Source organism: Streptomyces chartreusis NRRL 3882 (genome assembly GCF_900236475.1).
In the GTDB taxonomy this organism is placed as follows: Bacteria; Actinomycetota; Actinomycetes; order Streptomycetales; family Streptomycetaceae; genus Streptomyces; species Streptomyces chartreusis_D.
Genome location: NZ_LT963352.1, coordinates 3,227,289 through 3,244,865, shown reverse-complemented (window position 1 = coordinate 3,244,865; position 17,577 = coordinate 3,227,289). Strand labels below are relative to the sequence as shown.

The 17,577-nt window shown below is 70.2% G+C and carries 14 protein-coding genes; 6 read left to right on the top strand and 8 right to left on the bottom strand.

Annotated features, from left to right (window positions below; all coding sequences use genetic code 11):
- Nucleotides 1–426: 426 nt before the first annotated feature.
- From SCNRRL3882_RS14340 to SCNRRL3882_RS14320, 4 genes are all read left to right on the top strand, one after another.
- Nucleotides 427–1,200, top strand: a complete 774-nt coding sequence (locus tag SCNRRL3882_RS14340) for an isoprenyl transferase (protein ID WP_010045850.1) — start codon at nucleotides 427–429, stop codon at nucleotides 1,198–1,200.
- A gap of 417 nt (nucleotides 1,201–1,617) precedes the next feature.
- On the top strand, nucleotides 1,618–2,943 hold the full coding sequence (locus SCNRRL3882_RS14330) for a PhoH family protein (RefSeq protein WP_010045852.1): 1,326 nt from the start codon (nucleotides 1,618–1,620) through the stop codon (nucleotides 2,941–2,943).
- A gap of 400 nt (nucleotides 2,944–3,343) precedes the next feature.
- Nucleotides 3,344–4,051: a transglycosylase SLT domain-containing protein gene (locus SCNRRL3882_RS14325; RefSeq protein ID WP_078602946.1), complete on the top strand. Its 708-nt coding sequence runs from the start codon at nucleotides 3,344–3,346 to the stop codon at nucleotides 4,049–4,051.
- Nucleotides 4,052–4,188: 137 nt separating this feature from the next.
- Nucleotides 4,189–5,505 carry an AI-2E family transporter gene (locus SCNRRL3882_RS14320; protein WP_029181586.1) on the top strand — a complete coding sequence of 439 codons (1,317 nt, stop codon included), beginning with the start codon at nucleotides 4,189–4,191 and terminating at the stop codon, nucleotides 5,503–5,505.
- Nucleotides 5,506–5,579: 74 nt separating this feature from the next.
- Here SCNRRL3882_RS14320 and SCNRRL3882_RS14315 read toward each other — a convergent pair whose 3' ends face one another.
- Both SCNRRL3882_RS14315 and SCNRRL3882_RS14310 read right to left on the bottom strand, forming a co-directional pair.
- Complete coding sequence (locus SCNRRL3882_RS14315; protein WP_010045858.1) at nucleotides 5,580–6,113, bottom strand: alkyl hydroperoxide reductase; 534 nt, start codon at nucleotides 6,111–6,113, stop codon at nucleotides 5,580–5,582.
- 6 nt (nucleotides 6,114–6,119) lie between these two features.
- Nucleotides 6,120–6,674 (bottom strand): peroxiredoxin, encoded by a 555-nt coding sequence (locus SCNRRL3882_RS14310; RefSeq protein ID WP_010045859.1) that lies wholly within the window; start codon nucleotides 6,672–6,674, stop codon nucleotides 6,120–6,122.
- A 133-nt stretch (nucleotides 6,675–6,807) separates the two neighbouring features.
- Between SCNRRL3882_RS14310 and SCNRRL3882_RS14305 the strand changes: the two genes are divergently transcribed.
- On the top strand, nucleotides 6,808–7,758 hold the full coding sequence (locus tag SCNRRL3882_RS14305; RefSeq protein ID WP_029181587.1) for a LysR substrate-binding domain-containing protein: 951 nt from the start codon (nucleotides 6,808–6,810) through the stop codon (nucleotides 7,756–7,758).
- A gap of 22 nt (nucleotides 7,759–7,780) precedes the next feature.
- Here the strand turns inward: SCNRRL3882_RS14305 and SCNRRL3882_RS14300 are convergent, their stop codons facing one another.
- The 5 genes from SCNRRL3882_RS14300 to SCNRRL3882_RS14280 all read right to left on the bottom strand — a co-directional run bounded on the left by SCNRRL3882_RS14300 (nucleotide 7,781) and on the right by SCNRRL3882_RS14280 (nucleotide 12,617).
- Entirely contained in the window at nucleotides 7,781–10,120 is a 2,340-nt protein-coding gene (locus tag SCNRRL3882_RS14300; RefSeq protein WP_029181588.1) for an ABC transporter permease, read from the bottom strand.
- Nucleotides 10,117–10,806 (bottom strand): ABC transporter ATP-binding protein, encoded by a 690-nt coding sequence (locus SCNRRL3882_RS14295; RefSeq protein WP_010045865.1) that lies wholly within the window; start codon nucleotides 10,804–10,806, stop codon nucleotides 10,117–10,119. The genes SCNRRL3882_RS14300 and SCNRRL3882_RS14295 overlap by 4 nt, the downstream gene beginning before the upstream one ends.
- On the bottom strand, nucleotides 10,803–11,327 hold the full coding sequence (locus SCNRRL3882_RS14290; protein ID WP_010045868.1) for a PadR family transcriptional regulator: 525 nt from the start codon (nucleotides 11,325–11,327) through the stop codon (nucleotides 10,803–10,805). The genes SCNRRL3882_RS14295 and SCNRRL3882_RS14290 overlap by 4 nt, the downstream gene beginning before the upstream one ends.
- 112 nt (nucleotides 11,328–11,439) lie before the next feature.
- The gene (locus tag SCNRRL3882_RS14285; protein WP_010045871.1) at nucleotides 11,440–11,685 is read right to left on the bottom strand and encodes a hypothetical protein; all 246 of its coding nucleotides are present in this window, start codon (nucleotides 11,683–11,685) and stop codon (nucleotides 11,440–11,442) included.
- Complete coding sequence (locus SCNRRL3882_RS14280; protein WP_010045873.1) at nucleotides 11,682–12,617, bottom strand: SPFH domain-containing protein; 936 nt, start codon at nucleotides 12,615–12,617, stop codon at nucleotides 11,682–11,684. Before SCNRRL3882_RS14280 ends, SCNRRL3882_RS14285 begins: the two co-directional genes overlap by 4 nt.
- Nucleotides 12,618–12,877: 260 nt before the next feature.
- Between SCNRRL3882_RS14280 and SCNRRL3882_RS14275 the strand changes: the two genes are divergently transcribed.
- A complete protein-coding gene (locus tag SCNRRL3882_RS14275; RefSeq protein ID WP_040904048.1) occupies nucleotides 12,878–15,175 on the top strand; it encodes a transglycosylase domain-containing protein in 2,298 nt (765 codons plus the stop codon).
- Between the two features lie 102 nt (nucleotides 15,176–15,277).
- On the opposite strand, the gene SCNRRL3882_RS14270 is transcribed toward SCNRRL3882_RS14275, so the two are convergent.
- On the bottom strand, nucleotides 15,278–17,422 hold the full coding sequence (locus SCNRRL3882_RS14270) for a SpoIIE family protein phosphatase (RefSeq protein ID WP_102514798.1): 2,145 nt from the start codon (nucleotides 17,420–17,422) through the stop codon (nucleotides 15,278–15,280).
- Nucleotides 17,423–17,577 lie beyond the last annotated feature (155 nt).

Sequence of the window (17,577 nt, the reverse complement as noted above, 5' to 3'; positions counted from 1 at the left end):
GGCCCCAAGGTGCGGCACATCCGCCGGATCCCGCCTCAGGGCGCACGATTCTCCTGCGCAGGGGCTGCGTTTCGGCCAGGAGAAGGCCGTGAATGAGAGGTTCCGCGGACATCGCGGCGTCGCCGGGCGGCTCCGGAGAGTAGTTGTGGCACGCCGATGCACGCAGCATCACTTACGAAGGGTTATGGTGGAAGCCCCCCCTCGGGCCGGTCCGTATCCCCCCCACGGACCGGCCCGTTTTTTTGTGCGCCACGACCGACCCGAACACCGGCCGGAATTCTGCGTTCCGCACCCGTGGGCGGCCCACGGCGGCAGCGAGGGTAGGCTTCGCCTTCGGGGACTGCCACAGGGGCAGGGACCGCCCGCGGCCACGACCGGGCCGCACGCCGCGGCCTGTCCGATCCGTACGGAGGGGCTGACAATCACGTGAACCTGCGCGACAAGCTGCGTGGCCTGCTGGTCAGGCTGTACGCACGCCGGGTGGAAGGCCACCTGGACCACGCTCAGGTGCCCAAGCACATCGGCGTCATCATGGACGGCAACCGGCGCTGGGCGAAGGCCGCCGGTTCGAGCACCGTCCACGGACACCGGGCCGGTGCCGAGAAGATCGAGGAGTTCCTCGGCTGGTGCACCGAGACGGACGTCGAGGTCGTCACCCTGTGGCTGCTGTCCACGGACAACTTCGACCGGCCGCAGGAGGAGCTCGTCCCCCTGCTCGGCATCATCGAGGACGTCGTGCGCACCCTGGCCGCCGACGGGCGCTGGCGCGTGCACCACGTGGGCACGCCCGACCTGCTGCCCTCCGGGATGCAGACGGTACTGAAGGAGGCCGAGGAGACCACCGCGCACGTCGACGGGATACTGGTCAACGTCGCCATCGGCTACGGCGGCCGCCAGGAGATCGCCGACGCCGTGCGCTCCATGCTGCTCGACGCCCAGGACCGGGGCACCTCGATGGAGGAACTCGCCGAGGCCGTCGACATCGACATGATCGGGCGTCACCTCTACACGAGCGACCAGCCCGATCCCGACCTGGTGATCCGTACCAGCGGCGAGCAGCGGCTGTCCGGATTCATGCTCTGGCAGACGGCGCACTCCGAGTACTACTTCTGTGACGTGTTCTGGCCGGCCTTCCGTAAGGTCGACTTCCTGCGCGCCATGCGCGACTACGCCGCACGCCACCGGCGCTACGGCGGCTGAACGGCTGAACCGCGGCGCGTGATTTCGCCCGGCCCCGCAGGCCGCCGGACACCACGCATCACCCGCACGGGTCACCGCACAACCGCACGGGACACCGCAGGTCGCAACCCCCCCCCGGTACCCCTCCCGAAGGCGCACGTAACACGGAGTTCACCGGCCCGCCGTCATATGCCGTGGCATGGTGACGCCCGTTCGAGGGCATAAGCCAGTCAGGTCGACGCCCGAACCCCGGGTGTCGGATCTCAGCGGACGGCACGGGGCCGTCCGCCCGGGAGGCCCTTTGCACCAGCCCGATCGTGCGGTCACAGCACGGACGAAGAGGCGGAGGGCCGGTTCTCGGCCCGTGCAGGGCGGCCGACGACCGGTCCAGCTCCGCTCCGTCGCTCCCCGACCTCATCCGAGGGGGTACGTCCTTCCGTGGTGACCAGCACAAAGCGCCACAAGCCCGACCGGCGCACCTATGTTCTCGACACCAGCGTCCTGCTGGCCGACCCGAACGCCCTGAGCCGCTTCGACGAGCACGAGGTCGTGCTGCCCATCGTCGTGGTGACGGAACTGGAGGCCAAGCGGAACCATCCCGAACTCGGCTACTTCGCCCGGCAGGCCCTGCGCCTGCTCGACGACTACCGGGTGCGGTACGGCCGCCTCGATGCCCCCATCCCGACCGGGGACCTCGGCGGAACCGTCCGTGTCGAGCTCAATCACTCGGACCCCAGCGTGCTGCCCAGCGGCTACCGCCTGGGGGACAACGACTCCCGCATCCTCGCGGTCGCCCGCAATCTCCAGGCCGAGGGGTTCGACGTCACCGTCGTGTCGAAGGACCTCCCGCTCAGGATCAAGGCGTCCTCCGTCGGGCTCCTCGCCGAGGAGTACCGTGCGGAACTCGCCATCACGGACTCCTCCGGCTGGACCGGCATGTCCGAACTGACCCTGACCGGCGAGCAGGTGGACATCCTCTTCGAGGAGGGGCACGTCTACGTCCCCGAGGCCGCCGACCTGCCGGTCCACACGGGCCTGATGATCCAGTCGGAGCGCGGCAAGGCGCTCGGGCGGGTCACGGCCGAGGGCAACGTCCGTGTCGTACGCGGGGATCGTGAGGCGTTCGGCATCAAGGGCCGCAGCGCCGAGCAGCGGATCGCGCTGGACCTGCTGCTCGACCCGGACGTCGGGATCGTCTCGATGGGCGGCCGGGCCGGCACCGGCAAGTCGGCGCTGGCGCTGTGCGCGGGTCTGGAGGCGGTGCTGGAGCGCCGTCAGCACCAGAAGGTGATGGTCTTCCGGCCGCTGTACGCGGTGGGCGGGCAGGAGCTCGGCTATCTGCCCGGCACCGAGGCGGAGAAGATGAGCCCCTGGGCGCAGGCGGTGTTCGACACACTGTCGGCGGTCACCAGCCGGGAGGTCATCGAGGAGGTCACCGCCCGCGGGATGCTGGAGGTGCTGCCGCTCACCCACATCCGCGGCCGCTCGCTGCACGACGCGTTCGTGATCGTCGACGAGGCCCAGTCGCTGGAACGGAACGTACTTCTTACCGTTCTGTCCCGTATCGGAGCCAATTCACGGGTGGTTCTCACCCATGACGTGGCGCAGCGGGACAACCTGAGGGTCGGCCGGTACGACGGAGTCGTCGCCGTCGTCGAGAAGCTGAAGGGTCATCCGCTTTTCGCTCATGTGACCCTGAACCGGTCCGAGAGGTCGCAGATCGCCGCTCTTGTGACCGAAATGCTCGAAGACGGGCAGATCTGACCGTCCCGCCCCAAACAGGGGTGGTTACGCAGTAGTTGGCGCCGACCGGAAAGGCGAAGAGCCTAGCCGGGCGGCGCCTTCGCGTGTGGCCTTTTCTGTGAATCTCCCGCGTCAAACGGGATGTGAGCTTTCACACGCAACTCGGAATTGCCTTGCCCCGTCGTGTTGCGGCAGAGTCTCACTCCTGTCAGGCCCCGCATACGACACACCTGTACCCCCAGCGGTACGGCACCACTAGAAGCACAGCGTCAACTGCATAGCGATGTCGTATGCCGCCCGAGCACCACGCGGCACTCCCGTGAGGGAGTTGCCCACCGGGCCCGTGCCTCCCGTGACCCCGCAGTTGGGGAGGCCAGTGCCAGGGGCACGATTGCGTCCGCGAGGGTCACCGAAGCGGGCGATGCTGGAAGGAAACCGTGTGAGCCGGATCTCGGTCCGGGGATTCGCAGTGGCTTCGGCCACGGCGGTCACCGCTGTCGGAAGCGTCGTCGGCGTTGCCTCTGGCAGCACCGCGCAGAACAACGACGCCGAAGCGACGGCAAGCGGCACCACGCTGCTCGCGGACATTCCCGCGGGCCAGCAGGCCCAGGTGCAGACCGCGTCGCTGACGCAGCAGGCCGACGCCCAGGCCATCGCCGCCGACGCGAGCGCGAAGAAGGACGCCGAGGAGGCCGCCCGCAAGGCTGCCGCCGAGACGGCCATCGCCAAGAAGGAAGCCGCCGAGAAGGCTGCCAAGGCAGCCAAGGAGCGCGCGGAGGCCAAGGAAGCGGCCAGCCGTTCCAAGGACATCTCCGACTTCCCCGTCGCGACCTCCTACACCATCGCGCAGATCCAGGCGATGGCGCGGCAGTTGGTGCCGGCCGGTCAGTTCCAGTGCTTCAGCAACATCGTGGACCACGAGTCCGACTGGAACTACAAGGCGGTCAACCCCTCCTCCGGGGCCTACGGCATGTTCCAGGCGCTGCCCGGTTCCAAGATGTCGTCCGTCGGTGCCGACTGGCGGACCAACCCGGCCACCCAGATCAAGTGGGGCCTGAACTACATGAACGACCGCTACGGCAGCCCGTGTGACGCCTGGTCGTTCTGGCAGGCTAACAACTGGTACTGAGCCCGCGGCCCTTCAACCGCAGCCATCCTCAGCGCGAGCCCCTCACCGTCGTACGGTGAGGGGCTCGCGCCATGTACGGTCTTGACGGACGACTCCAGGGGGGAGTGGTGCGGAGAGACGGGGGAAAAGGACGGATCATGTCGCGAGTGCCAGGGTGGCTCGGCCGGCTCGGTGCCGGACTGACCGAGATGAGCGAGCGGTGGAACGAGCGCCGCGCCGAGGCCGAACGGGAGCGGGACGAGACCGAGTCCCGGACATCGTCCGACGAACACGTGCCGCCGCCCCCGGACTACGCCCCCGACGTACCCGCCCGGCCCGATCCCGCGCTGGCCGTGCCGTGGGGGATGCGGGTCGCGGCGGAGGCCGGCTGGCGGCTGCTCGTCCTCGCCGGCACGCTCTGGGTGCTGATGCGGATCATCAGCGCCGTCCAGCTGGTGGTGCTGGCGTTCGTGAGCGCACTGCTCATCACCGCGATCCTCCAGCCGACCGTGGCGCGGCTGCGGCGGCTGGGGGTGCCACGCGGGCCGGCCACGGCGCTGACCGCGATCCTCGGCTTCGTCGTCATGGGGCTGATCGGCTGGTTCGTGACCTGGCAGGTCATGGAGAACATCGACGATCTCTCGGGCCAGATCCAGGACGGCATCGACGAGTTGCGGAACTGGCTGCTGAACAGCCCCTTCCACGTCACGGACAAGCAGATCAACGAGATCGCCAAGAACCTGCGGGAGGCGGTCGGGGCGAACACCGACCAGATCACCTCGGCGGGGCTGGAGGGCGTGACGGTCGTCGTCGAGTCGCTGACGGGGATTCTGCTGGCGGTCTTCTCGACGCTGTTCCTGCTCTACGACGGCAAGCGGATCTGGGAGTGGACGCTGAAGCTGGTGCCGGCGGCGGCGCGGCCGGGGGTGGCCGGGGCCGGGCCGGCGGCGTGGCGGACGCTGACGGCGTATGTGCGGGGCACAGTGATCGTCGCGCTGATCGACGCGATCTTCATCGGGCTGGGGATCTACTTCCTCGACGTGCCGATGGCCGTGCCCCTGGCGGTGTTCATCTTCCTGTTCGCGTTCATCCCGCTGGTGGGTGCGGTGGTGTCCGGGGCGCTGGCGGTGGTGGTCGCGCTGGTCACCCAGGGGGTGTTCACGGCTGTCATGACGCTGGTGGTGGTGCTGGCGGTGCAGCAGATCGAGGGCCACATCCTGCAGCCGTTCATCCTGGGGCGGGCGGTGCGGGTGCATCCGCTGGCCGTGGTGCTGTCCGTGGCGTGCGGGGGGATGGTCGCCGGGATCGGGGGTGCGGTGGTGGCCGTGCCGTTGGTTGCCGTGACGAACACGGTCGCCGGGTATCTGCGGGCGTACTCGCGCAAGTCGGCGTTGCGGCATTCGGTCCGCCCGCGGGGTGCGACAGCGGTGGGGGCGGTGGATCGGCCCGGCACCTCCGAGGCGCCGTCGGAGTAGCGAGAAACGGACAGGGCCCCTGCCCACCGGTCAGGTGGGCAGGGGCCCTGTGATACGGGTCGTACAGCCGGGGATTACTCGGCCAGGACCGCCTCGGCGTCCAGCGTGACGCCGACCGCCTGGATGACGGAGGCGATCTTGAACGCCTCCTGGATGACCTCGCGGTCGAGGCCGGCCTTGCGCAGGACCTGCTCGTGGGAGTCGAGGCACATGCCGCAGCCGTTGATGGCGGAGACCGCGAAGGACCACAGCTCGAAGTCGACCTTGTCGACGCCCGGGTTGCCGATGACGTTCATCCGCAGGCCCGCGCGCAGGTTGCCGTACTCGTGGTCCGTAAGGAGGTGCCGGGTGCGGTAGAAGACGTTGTTCATCGCCATCACCGCGGCCGCGGCCTTCGCCGCCGTGTAGGCCTCGGGCGACAGGTTGGCCTTCGCCTCCGGCTCCAGCTCGCGCAGCACGATCGGGGAGCGCGAGGCGATCGCGGTCGCCAGCACCGTGCCCCACAGCTGCTGGGCCGGCAGGTCCGAGTTGCCGATGACCGAGCCCAGGTTGAGCTTCAGGTCCTTGGCGTAGTCCGGTATGGCGGACTTGAGTGCGTCGAGGGACATGTCAGATCACTCTCCGGCGAGCAGCGCGACCGGGTCGAGGGTCTCGTCGCCCTTCGACCAGTTGCAGGGGCACAGCTCGTCCGTCTGGAGGGCGTCCAGGACCCGCAGGACCTCCTTCGGGTTACGGCCGACCGAACCCGCGGTCACCATCGAGAACTGGATCTCGTTGTTCTGGTCCACGATGAACACCGCGCGCTTGGCGAAGCCGTCCTCGTCCTCGATGCCGAGGTCGCGCATCAGCTCGTGCTTGGAGTCGGCCATCATCGGGAACGGCAGGTCACGCAGGTCGTCGTGGTCCTTGCGCCAGGCGTGGTGGACGAACTCGGAGTCGCCGGAGAAGCCGAGGACCTGGGCGTCGCGGTCGGCGAACTCGTCGTTCAGCTTGCCGAAGGCGGCGATCTCGGTCGGGCACACGAAGGTGAAGTCCTTGGGCCACGCGAAGATGACCTTCCACTGACCCTCGTAGGTCTTGTGGTTGATCTGCTGGAACTCCTTGCCCTTCTCCAGCGAGACGCAGGCGGTCAGATCGAACTCGGGGAACTTGTCACCGACAGTGAGCACACGCTCTCCTTGCAGCGAAGAAACACCCGGATTGCGGGTGTTTCCCATGGGTTGGACGTTATTGATGTTGGCACAGGGCTGATTGATTACGGAAATAGCTACACTCGGTCGGGTTGATCGGAGGTAGTTATTAGTGACTGTGGGTAATAAGCGCAGGCAGCCCAGCCTCGCCCAGCTGCGGGCCTTCGCAGCCGTCGCCGAGTACCTGCACTTCCGGGACGCCGCGGGGGCCATCGGCATGAGCCAGCCCGCCCTCTCGGGCGCCGTCTCGGCCCTGGAGGAGACACTCGGAGTGACGCTCCTCGAGCGTACGACGCGCAAGGTGCTGCTCTCACCCGAGGGCGAGCGGATCGCCGTACGGGCCAAGGCGGTCCTGGCCGAGGTGGGTGCCCTCATGGAGGAGGCCGAGGCGGTCCGGGCCCCGTTCACCGGCGTGCTGCGGCTGGGGGTCATCCCGACCGTGGCGCCGTATCTGCTGCCCACCGTGCTGCGGCTCGTCCACGAACGGTATCCGCACCTCGACCTCCAGGTGCACGAGGAACAGACCGCCAGCCTGCTCGACGGCCTCACCAGCGGGCGGCTCGACCTGCTGCTGCTCGCCGTCCCGCTGGGCGTGCCGGGTGTCGCCGAACTGCCGCTGTTCGACGAGGACTTCGTGCTCGTCACCCCCCTCGACCACCCGCTCGGCGGACGCGAGGGCATTGCGCGCGAGGCGCTGCGCGAGCTGAACCTGCTGCTGCTGGACGAGGGGCACTGCCTGCGCGACCAGGCACTCGACATCTGCCGGGAGGCCGGCCGCGAGGACGCGCCGGTGACCACGACCGCCGCCGGGCTGTCCACACTGGTGCAGCTCGTCGCGGGCGGGCTCGGCGTCACGCTGCTGCCGCGCACCGCCCTCAAGGTCGAGATCTCCCGCAGCAACCAGCTCCTCACCGGGTACTTCACCGACCCGGCCCCCACCCGCAGGGTCGCTCTGGCGATGCGGGCAGGGGCCGCGCGCGGCGCGGAGTACGAGGAACTGGCGGCGGCGCTGCGGGAGGCCCTGCGGCCGTTGCCCGTACGGGTGCTGGACCGGGACGCCTGAGGTCGCTGCCCCCTCTGGGGCCTTACTCCGTCCTCAGCCCGTCCGGCCGCATCAGCTTCAGCAGCGGCGGCAGGCTCAGCAGCGTCACCACGAGGACGACGCCCGCGCCGATGCCGGTCATCGACAGCACACTCGGCCAGTCCACCCGGACCGATGTGCTGGTCATGCGCAGCAGTACCGCGCCGAGGGCCATGCCCACCGCCGCGGCGAGCAGCAGGCCCAGCCCGATCGGGATCGCCGTCTGCCACAGCACCGACAGGCCGAGGGTGCGGCGCCGGGTGCCGAAGGCGACCAGGGCCGACAGCAGCTTGCGGCGTTCGCGCAACTGCTCCAGCTGCGAGACCAGCAGGCTCGCCCCGATCAGCGCGAGCACGCAGGCCGCGCCGACGGACAGGCCGCTGCGGATGGTGGCGTACCGTTCGTTGCTCTCGGTGCTGTGCCAGGTCATGGGCTGGACCGTCGGGTCGAGCCGAGCGGCCGTGTTGCGCACGTGATCGTAGGCGTCCGGCATCGAGGGGTCCAGGCTCAGGAAGAGCCGGGCGGAGGTGACCGCCCCGAGCTTCTCGGGCAGCGCGCCGGGGGTGATCAGGATGCCGCCGCGCTCGTACCCGGCGGGGTCCTCGCGGGGCCGGGCCTGCCGGATGTCCTGCGGCACGGTCCAGGAGACCCAGCGGTCGTCGGAGCGGGGCGTGTCGCCCGGGTCGGCCCACAGGGTCGTGCCGGGCTCGGTCAGGTGGTCGCTCTCGCTGCCGTACTCCGAGCCCTTGACCGCGAACACGTCACCGTCACGGCAGGAGGGGAGCGTGGCCACCTCGCGCAGCGACGCGCAGTCGGCCACGGTGATCTGGATGATGGACTCCGCCTCACCGCGACGATCGCCGAGATGGACATCGGACAGTGCGGTGACCTTGCGCACGCCTTCGGTGTCGCGGTACTTCGCGACGGTGGACGCGGGGTCGGCGCCGTCCGGCACGTCCACGCTCATCTGGGCCCGGGAGACGTCGTACTGCGACGCTCTGGTGTAGTTGCCCTCCACCCCGGCGAACAGCATCTGCAGGGCGATCGCCCCGGCCACCGCCACCGCGATGCCGTTGACCATCCGGGCTGCCACACCACTGCTCAACTGAAGCCTGCGCACGGCCAGTTGCCAGGCGATGCCGCCCGAGCCGAGCCGAGCGACGACCGTCTCCACGACCCACGGCAGCAGCGCCGTGACACCGATCAGGAGGAGCATCACGCCGCCGACGACCAGGTATTGGTTGAAGTTCCCGCCGTCGTCGCCCTGCCCGATCATCGGGAAGAGCATCGCCAGCCCGCCCAGCGGCAGCAACAGGCGCCACCACAGCCTGCGCCGCGCGGGCTTGGCCGTGCGCACCACGCCGAGCGGCTCGATGACCACCCCCCGCAGGGCGAGGATCGTCACCAGGACCGCGGCCGCCGGCACTGCCACTGCGACCAGCACGGCCAGCAGGGGAGAGGGGTTCAGATAACTCGGGAACACGCTGACGCGGAACACCTCGACGGACGCGGCCAGTTGCCGTCCGAGCAGGAAGAACCCGGTGCCGAGGACGAGCCCCAGCACCGAGCCGGCGAGCGCCTCGCCGGCGGCGATCCGCCGGGTCATCCGGCTGTCCGAGCCGACCAGCCGCAGCGCCGCGAGCCGGCGGTCGCGCCGCTCGCCGCCGAAGCGCACGGCCGCGGCGATGAACACGGCGACCGGCATCAGCAGCACCACGAAGACGACGAGGACCAGCAGGAGCAGCACCGGGTCCCAGGGGTCGGACGATCCTGGGCCGTCACTGCCGAAGCGGTCGATCCGGGCCCCGCTGGCGGAGCCCTCGAGCCGTTCCGCGAGCCCCTCGCCACCCGCGTAGTAGGAGAGTTCCCGGGAGCCGACGAGCCCCTGCTCGCCGATGGTGCCCGCGATGCGGTAGTCCAGCCGCTCCCGCAGCAGTGTGCCGTCGTCGGAGTCGAGCAGCTCCTTCAGCGCGGGGGAGACGACCATCTCGCCCGCCGCCGGGAACGCCGGGACCCCCGGCGGCAGCGGGGCCTTCGGGCCCTCCGCCTCCAGCAGCCGGCCGCGCACGTCCTGGTCCCGGAACGTGGTGTCCGCGTCCACGACGATCAGGGTGTTCGCGGCCTTCGGTATCTCCTGCTGGCTGTAGGTGTGGTCGCTGCGCGCCTCCTCACGCCGTTCCCGTTCCGCCAGCGCGTTCGGGAGGGCGGTGGTGAGCAGCAGCAGCGCCACTCCGAGCCCGACGCCGACGGCCGTCAGCAGCGCCCGGATCCACCCCTCGCGTCCACCGGCGAAGGCGAACCGGACTCCCATGGAAAGGTCCCGCCCCCACTGCGAAGCGCTCATACGACGCGCTCCATGTCCCGGGACCTGCCGTCGCGTACGACGATCTCGCGGTCGGAGTAGGCGGCCACCCGGGCCTCGTGGGTGACGAGCACCACGGCCGTGTTGGCGGACCGGGCGGCGTCCGTGAGCAGCTCCATCACGCGCTCGCCGTTGAAGGAGTCGAGCGCGCCGGTCGGCTCGTCGGCGAACACCACACGCGGGTTCGTCACCAGCGCGCGGGCGACGGCGACCCGCTGCCCCTGACCACCGGACACCTCGCCGGGCCGCTTCCTGCGCAGCTCGTCGACCTCCAGCCGCTCCATCCACGCCAGCGCGGTCCGCTCGGCCTCCTTGCGGGACGACCCGCTCAGGCGCAGCGGGAGCGCCACGTTCTCCACACAGGTGAGTTCGGGCACGAGCTGGCCGAACTGGAACACGAACCCGAACTCCGAGCGTCGCAGCGCACTGCGCTCGGCGTCGCTCATCGCCGTCACCTCACGCCCGTCGTACGTGATGGAGCCCGAGTCGGGCATCACGATCCCGGCGAGGCAGTGCAGCAGCGTCGACTTGCCCGACCCGGACGGACCCATCACGGCGACGACCTCGCCCGGGTGGATGGAGAACTCGGCACCGTCGAGCGCGGTGGTCGGCCCGTACGCCTTGCGCAGGTCCTGGGCGGTGAGCAGCGAACCAGCGGGAATCGTCACCGGGTCACCGCCTCACGGAGCTTGTCCAGTCGGGCCGCGGTCAGTTCCAGCCAGCGCAGGTCCGCCTCCAGGTGGAACAGGGCGTGGTCGCAGATCAGCTGGTCGGCCAGATCGCCCTTGCGCTTGCGGTCGGTGAGGATCCGCATGCTGCGCAGGTGTTCCGAGCGCTGCGTGTCGAGGATGTCGGCGGCGTCGCGGTGGGTGAGCAGCGCGAGGACGACCTTGGTGTAGAGGGTCGACTGGAGGTACGGCTCCGGCTTCTCCGGCGTCGCGAGCCACCGTTCGACATCGGTGATGCCGGCCTCGGTGATCGCGTACCGCTTGCGCTCGGGTCCGCCGCCGGCCTCGATGCCGTCGACCTCGACGAGCCCGTTCTTCAGCAGCCGGGACATCGTCGAGTAGACCTGGCCGTAGTGGAGCGGCCGGTCGTGACCGAACTTCTCGTCGAAGGCCCGCTTCAGGTCGTAACCGTGGCGCGGGCCGGACTCCAGGAGCCCCAGGAGAGTGTGACCGATGGACATGAGCAGGACTGTACACGGGGTGTATACGCGGCATGTATACGCCGAGTGTGCAGTTCATGGCGGGCGGTGTGGCCGCGCAGGTCGGGGGCTGTTGTCACGGTTCCGCAACAGGCTATTGCTCCGAGTCCCGGGGCGGGCGTCCCCGCCTGGGCAGCGGCCCCGTCTCCCGCGGCAGCCGCCCCGCCTCGGCCAGCGCCTTCCGCAAGAGGAACTCGATCTGCGCGTTGGCCGACCGCAGTTCGTCCCCGGCCCACCGCGCCAGCGCCTCGTACACCGCCGGGTCCAGCCGCAGCAGCACCTGCTTGCGCTGCTGCTGCGGCCGGCGCCGCGAACCCGGACCTTCGGGGGGCACGGTCACTGGTACAGGGACCCGGTGTTGAGGACCGGCTGCGCGGCGCGGTCCCCGCAGAGCACCACCATCAGGTTGGAGACCATCGTCGCCTTCCGCTCGGAGTCCAGCTCCACGATGTCCCGCTCGGTGATCCGGGCGATCGCGGCCTCGACCATGCCCACCGCCCCGTCGACGATCTGCCGCCGGGCCGCGACGACCGCTCCGGCCTGCTGCCGCTGGAGCATCGCGGAGGCGATCTCGGGGGCGTACGCGAGGTGGGTGAAGCGCGACTCGATGATCTGCACCCCGGCCGCCTCCACGCGCGCGTGCAGTTCGACGGCGAGCTTCTCGGTGATCTCCTCGGCGTTGCCGCGCAGCGAGAGGCCGTCCTCCTCGTGGGCGTCGTAGGGGTACTCGATGGCGATGTGCCGCACGGCCGCCTCGGTCTGCGTGGAGACGAACTCGACGTAGTCGTCCACCTCGAAGACGGCCTGGGCGGTGTCCTCGACCCGCCACACCACGACCGCGGCGAGCTCGATCGGGTTGCCGTAGGCGTCGTTGACCTTCAGGACGGCGGTCTCGTGGTTGCGGACGCGCGTGGAGATCCTGGTGCGCGAGGTGAGCGGGTTCACCCAGCGCAGGCCGTCCTGCCGGATCGTCCCGCGGTAGCGGCCGAAGAGCTGGACGACCCGGGCCTCGCCGGGCGCCACCATGTTCAGCCCGCACATGGCCAGGAAGGCCGCGAGCGCGACCAGGATGCCGCCGATGATCAGTGCGGCCTTGGCCCCGCCCCCGTCGACCGCCGTGGCAACCGCGATCAGCCCGGCGCCGGCCAGCAGGCCGACCAGGCCGAGCAGCAGGGCGAGTCCGCCGCCGATGCTGTGCGCGGTGAATTCCCGCACGCGGGGTGCAGGCATCTCGGGCACATCGGCGGTGACCTGCGGTTGCTGTGTGGACATGGGTGATCCCCCGTTCCTCCAGGGAAGCCGCTCCTGCTTAGCTTCCATCTATCTAAGTGATATCACTTTTCCCGGTTCTGGCAACCCTACGCGTGTCTTGAACGTCGGTTCCGTTGGGATGGGTGCTGATTGTCACGTCCGTAAAGGGCCGGATCGGCAGCCCTCTCTCTTATCTCCCGGTGTTAGCTTTCTGAGCTGACCTGAGCGGCGACCTGTGTGACACATGAGCACACATGAACGAAGCGGAGCGGATCGGACCCATGGGACGAGCGGAAGAAAGACGCGCCAGACAGCGCGGTGGGCGCCGGGCGGCACCCAAGCGCCGCCGTTCGTCGGGCGCGGCCGGGAAGAGCGGTATACGCCGGCTCTTCACCTGGAAGAAGATGCTCGGCACCTTCTTCGGCCTGTGCCTGCTCGGCATGGGCGCCTTCATCGTGCTGTACATGATGATCGGCATCCCCGAGGGGAACGCCGACGCCAAGCGGCAGAGCAACATCTACAAGTACAGCGACGGCTCGATCATGGCCCGCGACGGCAAGGTCAACCGCGAGGTCGTCGATCTGTCCCGGGTCCCCAAGGGCGTGCGGCTCACCTTCGTCGCGGCCGAGAACAAGACCTTCTACAAGGACGCCGGCGTCGACCTCAAGGGCACCGCCCGCGGCCTGTTCAACACGCTCGCCGGCAGGGGCGCGCAGGGCGGTTCGACGATCACCCAGCAGTACGTCAAGAACTACTACCTGTCGCAGGAACAGACCGTCTCCCGCAAGCTGAAGGAACTGGTCATCTCGCTGAAGCTGGACCGGGAGAAGTCCAAGGACTACATCCTCGCCGGCTACATCAACACCAGCTACTACGGCCGCAACGCCTACGGCATCCAGGCCGCCGCGCAGGCCTACTACCGCACCGACGCCGAGGACCTCACGGTCGCGCAGGGCGCCTACCTCGCCGCGCTGCTCCAGGCCCCCAGCGAGTACGACTGGGCGGTCGCCTCCCCGACGGGTAAGAAGTTGGTGAAGGCCCGCTGGAACTACGTCCTGAACAACATGGTCGACGAGGGCTGGCTGAGCCGGTCCGAGCGCGCCGGCATGAAGTTCCCGGTGCCGAAGGAGCCCAGGCCCGCCCCCGGCATGGAGGGCCAGAAGGGCTACCTGGTCAACGCGGCCAACGCGGCACTGGAGAAGCAGCTCGTCGCCGAGGGCACCGCGAGCAACACCAAGGATGCCGAGGCGATGGTCAGTGCCGGCGGCTGGACCGTCACGCTCAACATCGACAAGAAGAAGCAGGCGGCGCTGGAGAAGTCCGTCAAGCAGCAGCTGACCAGCAAGCTCGACCCCGAGAAGCGCAAGGTCGACGGGGACGTCCAGGCCGGTGCCGCGTCCGTGAACCCCAAGACGGGCGCCGTGGTCGCGATGTACGGCGGCGTGAACTACTTCGAGCACTACACCAACAACGCCACCCGCTCCGACTACCAGCCCGCCTCCACGTTCAAGCCGGTCATCCTCGCCGCGGCCCTGGAGGAGCAGGCGAAGACGCAGGACGGCAAGCCGATCACGGCGAACACGATCTACGACGGCACGAGCAAGCGCCAGGTCGTGGACAACGGCACCAAGGTCGGCTTCGCCCCCGAGAACGAGGACGACAGGAACTACGGGAAGATCACCGTCCAGACGGCGATGAACAAGTCCGTCAACTCCGTCTTCGCGCAGATGGGCGTCGACGTCGGCATGACCGACGTGGTCGACGTCGCCGGCAAACTCGGCATGGACACCAAGAACATGGAGGCCGTGCCCGCCCAGACCCTGGGCAGCATGGGCGCGAGCCCCATGGAGATGGCGGGTGTCTACGCCACCCTCGCCAACCACGGCAAGAAGGTCACCCCGGCCCTCGTGAAGTCGGCGGAGCACCTGAACAAGACGGTCACCATGCCCGACCCGGTCGGCGGCCAGGCCGTCAGCCGCGAGGCCGCCGACTCGGTGACCTCGGTGCTGACCGGCGTGGTCGACGACGGCACCGCCCAGGTGTCCGTACGGAACAACCCCGAGCGCGACGGCCAGCAGGTCGCGGGCAAGACGGGTACGTCCGACAACAACAAGTCGGCCTGGTTCACCGGCTACACGCCGAACCTGGTCACCTCCGTCGGCCTGTTCGGCGAGGACGCCAAGACCCACGCCCAGGTCCCGATGTACAAGGCGGGCGGCCAGCCCCGGGTCAACGGCGGTGGCTTCCCGGCGGAGATCTGGGCGGCGTACACCTTCGGCGTGATGGGCGACGTCAGCAAGTTCGACCTGGAGACCCAGCAGGGCGCGGCCGTCCAGCCGACGGTGACGCCGACGGTGACCCAGTCGCCGACCCAGGAGCCCACGCAGGAGCCGACGACCGAGGCACCGTCGTCGTCACCGCCGCCGACGACTCAGGAACCGAGCAGCTCGCCGCCGCCGACTCCGACGACGACACCGCCCACCTTCACTCCGCCGACGGCCCCGGAGACGACACCACCGGCCGACGGCGGCGGTGGCCCGTTCGACCCGGTCAAGCCGAAGCCGGGCGGCGAAGAGTAGACGGCCAGGAGAAGACCAGCAGACGCCGAAGGGCGCCCGGCGAGCACCGGGCGCCCTTCGGCGTTTCGCAGCGGCGCGTCAGCCGCTTGTCGGTACGGCGTCTCAGCTGCGGTTGAGCTCGAACCAGACGACCTTGCCCGTGCTGAGCCGGGTCGCGCCCCAGCGCCGGGCCAGCCGGTTCACCAGGTACAGCCCGCGTCCGCCCTCGTCGGTGGCGCGCGCCTGCCGCAGGCGCGGCAACTGCGGGACGTCGTCGCCCACTTCGCACCGCAGGACATCCGTCCGCAGCAGCCGGAGCGTGACCGGCCGGGTGGCGTACCGCACGGCGTTCGTCACGACCTCGCTGACCAGCAGCTCGACCGAGTCGCTGAGTTCCTCCAGGCCCCAGCGCGACAGCGCGCGCCGGGCCAGCCGGCGGGCCCGCCCGGGGGCGGCGTCCTCCGGCTCCAGGAACCAGTACGCCACATCGCTGGGCGCGATGCCGTCGAAGCGGGCGGCGAGCAGCGCGATGTCGTCGTCCCGGTCGCCCGGGCCGAGCATGTCGAGCACCTCGTCGCACAGCGCTTCCAGGGGCGGCGGGTGGTCCGGCCCGGTGAGCTGCGCGGTCGCGGCGAGCTTCTCCCGCAGCTGCTCGATGCCGGTCCACACGTCCCGCAGCCGGGACTCGACCAGGCCGTCGGTGTACAGCAGCAGGGTCGCCCCGGCGGGCGCGTCCAGCTCCACCGCCTCGAAGTCCACGCCGCCGACCCCGATGGGGGCACCGGCCGGCACGCGCAGCACCTCGGCACGGCCGCCCAGGTGGAGCAGGACGGGCGGGGGATGACCGGCGTTGGCGATGGTGATGCGGTGCGATACCGGGTCGTAGACCGCGTAGAGGCAGGTCGCCATGCGGTCCACGCCGAGGCGCTGGGCCTGTTCGTCGAGGTGGTGCAGGACCTCCTGCGGCGGCAGGTCGAGACCGGCGAGGGTCTGGGCGGTGGTGCGCAGCTGGCCCATGATGGCGGCCGAGGTCATGGAGTGGCCCATGACGTCGCCGACGACCAGGGCGACCCGGCTGCCGGGCAGCGGGATGGCGTCGTACCAGTCGCCGCCGACGCGGGCGGTCTCCGCGGCCGGCAGGTAACGCGAGGCGAGCCGCACGCCCGTGGGGCGGGGCAGCGTCTCGGGCAGCATCGTGCGCTGCAGCTCGTCCGCGATGTAGGCCTCGCGGCCGTACAGGACGGCCTTGTCGATGCCCAGGGCGCTGTGCGTGGCGAGCTGGGCGGCGACCAGCAGGTCGTCCGGCTCGAAGGCGATGCGTTCGGGACGGCGCAGGAACAGGGCGGCACCGATGACCCGGCGCCTGCCGCGCAGCGGCGCGAGGATCGCGCGCTGCCCGTCCGGCACGGCGAACTCGCCGCCGTCCCCGAGCAACTCGGGCAGCGCGGCGCGGGCCGCGGGAGCGTCCGTGAACACCGGGCGCACGCCCCGCAGGACCTCGGCGAGCGCGCTGCCGGGCCGGACCTCGCACAGCTCGGCGCCGACCGTGTCCAGCTCGTTCGGCTCGGGCTGCGCGGCCGGCAGGAAGCCGTTCTCCGTGTCGCGCTCGGCCGGTATCCGGTCGGTGCGCCGCAGCCGCAGCACCAGCGGGCCGGTGGGCCGCTCGTCGCCGACGGGCAGCGGGTCGCGCAGATAGACCAGGATCGCGTCGGAGAACGTGGGCACGGTGGCCCGGCACAGCCCCATCACGATCTCGTCGAGATCGATACCGCGGGCGATCCGCCGGGTTGCGGCGCCCACGAAGCGCAGCCGGTCGCCGTCGCGCCGCATCGGCGTGGGCCGGCCGGGCGGCAGGCTCTGGCCGCTGCGGCGCTCCTGCCCGTCGGGGCCGGGCGTCGGCCGGTCCTGTTCGTCGGCCGGCTGGACCGGAATGCCCTCGGGGGCGGGCCGCGGCCGAGGGGTGTCGCGCTCGGCGGTCTGCTCGGTACCCGGCTGGGAGTGCTCGGAGACGGGGTCGCTCACGGTGTCCTTGCCCTTGCCGAACGGCGTGGAGGTGCCCGGCTCCGACGTGCCCGGCGTGGTGTGCGCCGTCGTGAGCGGAGCGGTGACGTCGCCGCCGCAGCGGCCCTGTACCGGTAAGGCGCCCGTACCGGGCGCACGCGCCGGTGTCGAGGTATGCACGAGCGCCCCGCGGGGGTCCGCGGGGTCGACGCCCGCTTGCGGGCGTTCGAAGGAGGTCGGCTGCTCCGTCACGCGTGTCGCATCCATCCGTCCGGGGCTGCACGCCAGAGGTGCAGGTGGTCCCGCCGAAACTCCGATACCCGGAATACCTGCCCCAGGAACGGAATCCCCGCGTGGTCAGAGGTTCTTCCCGTGCCACCGGCGGACCGTCTGCGGTCCTGAGGGCCTGTGGCGCAGGCCCT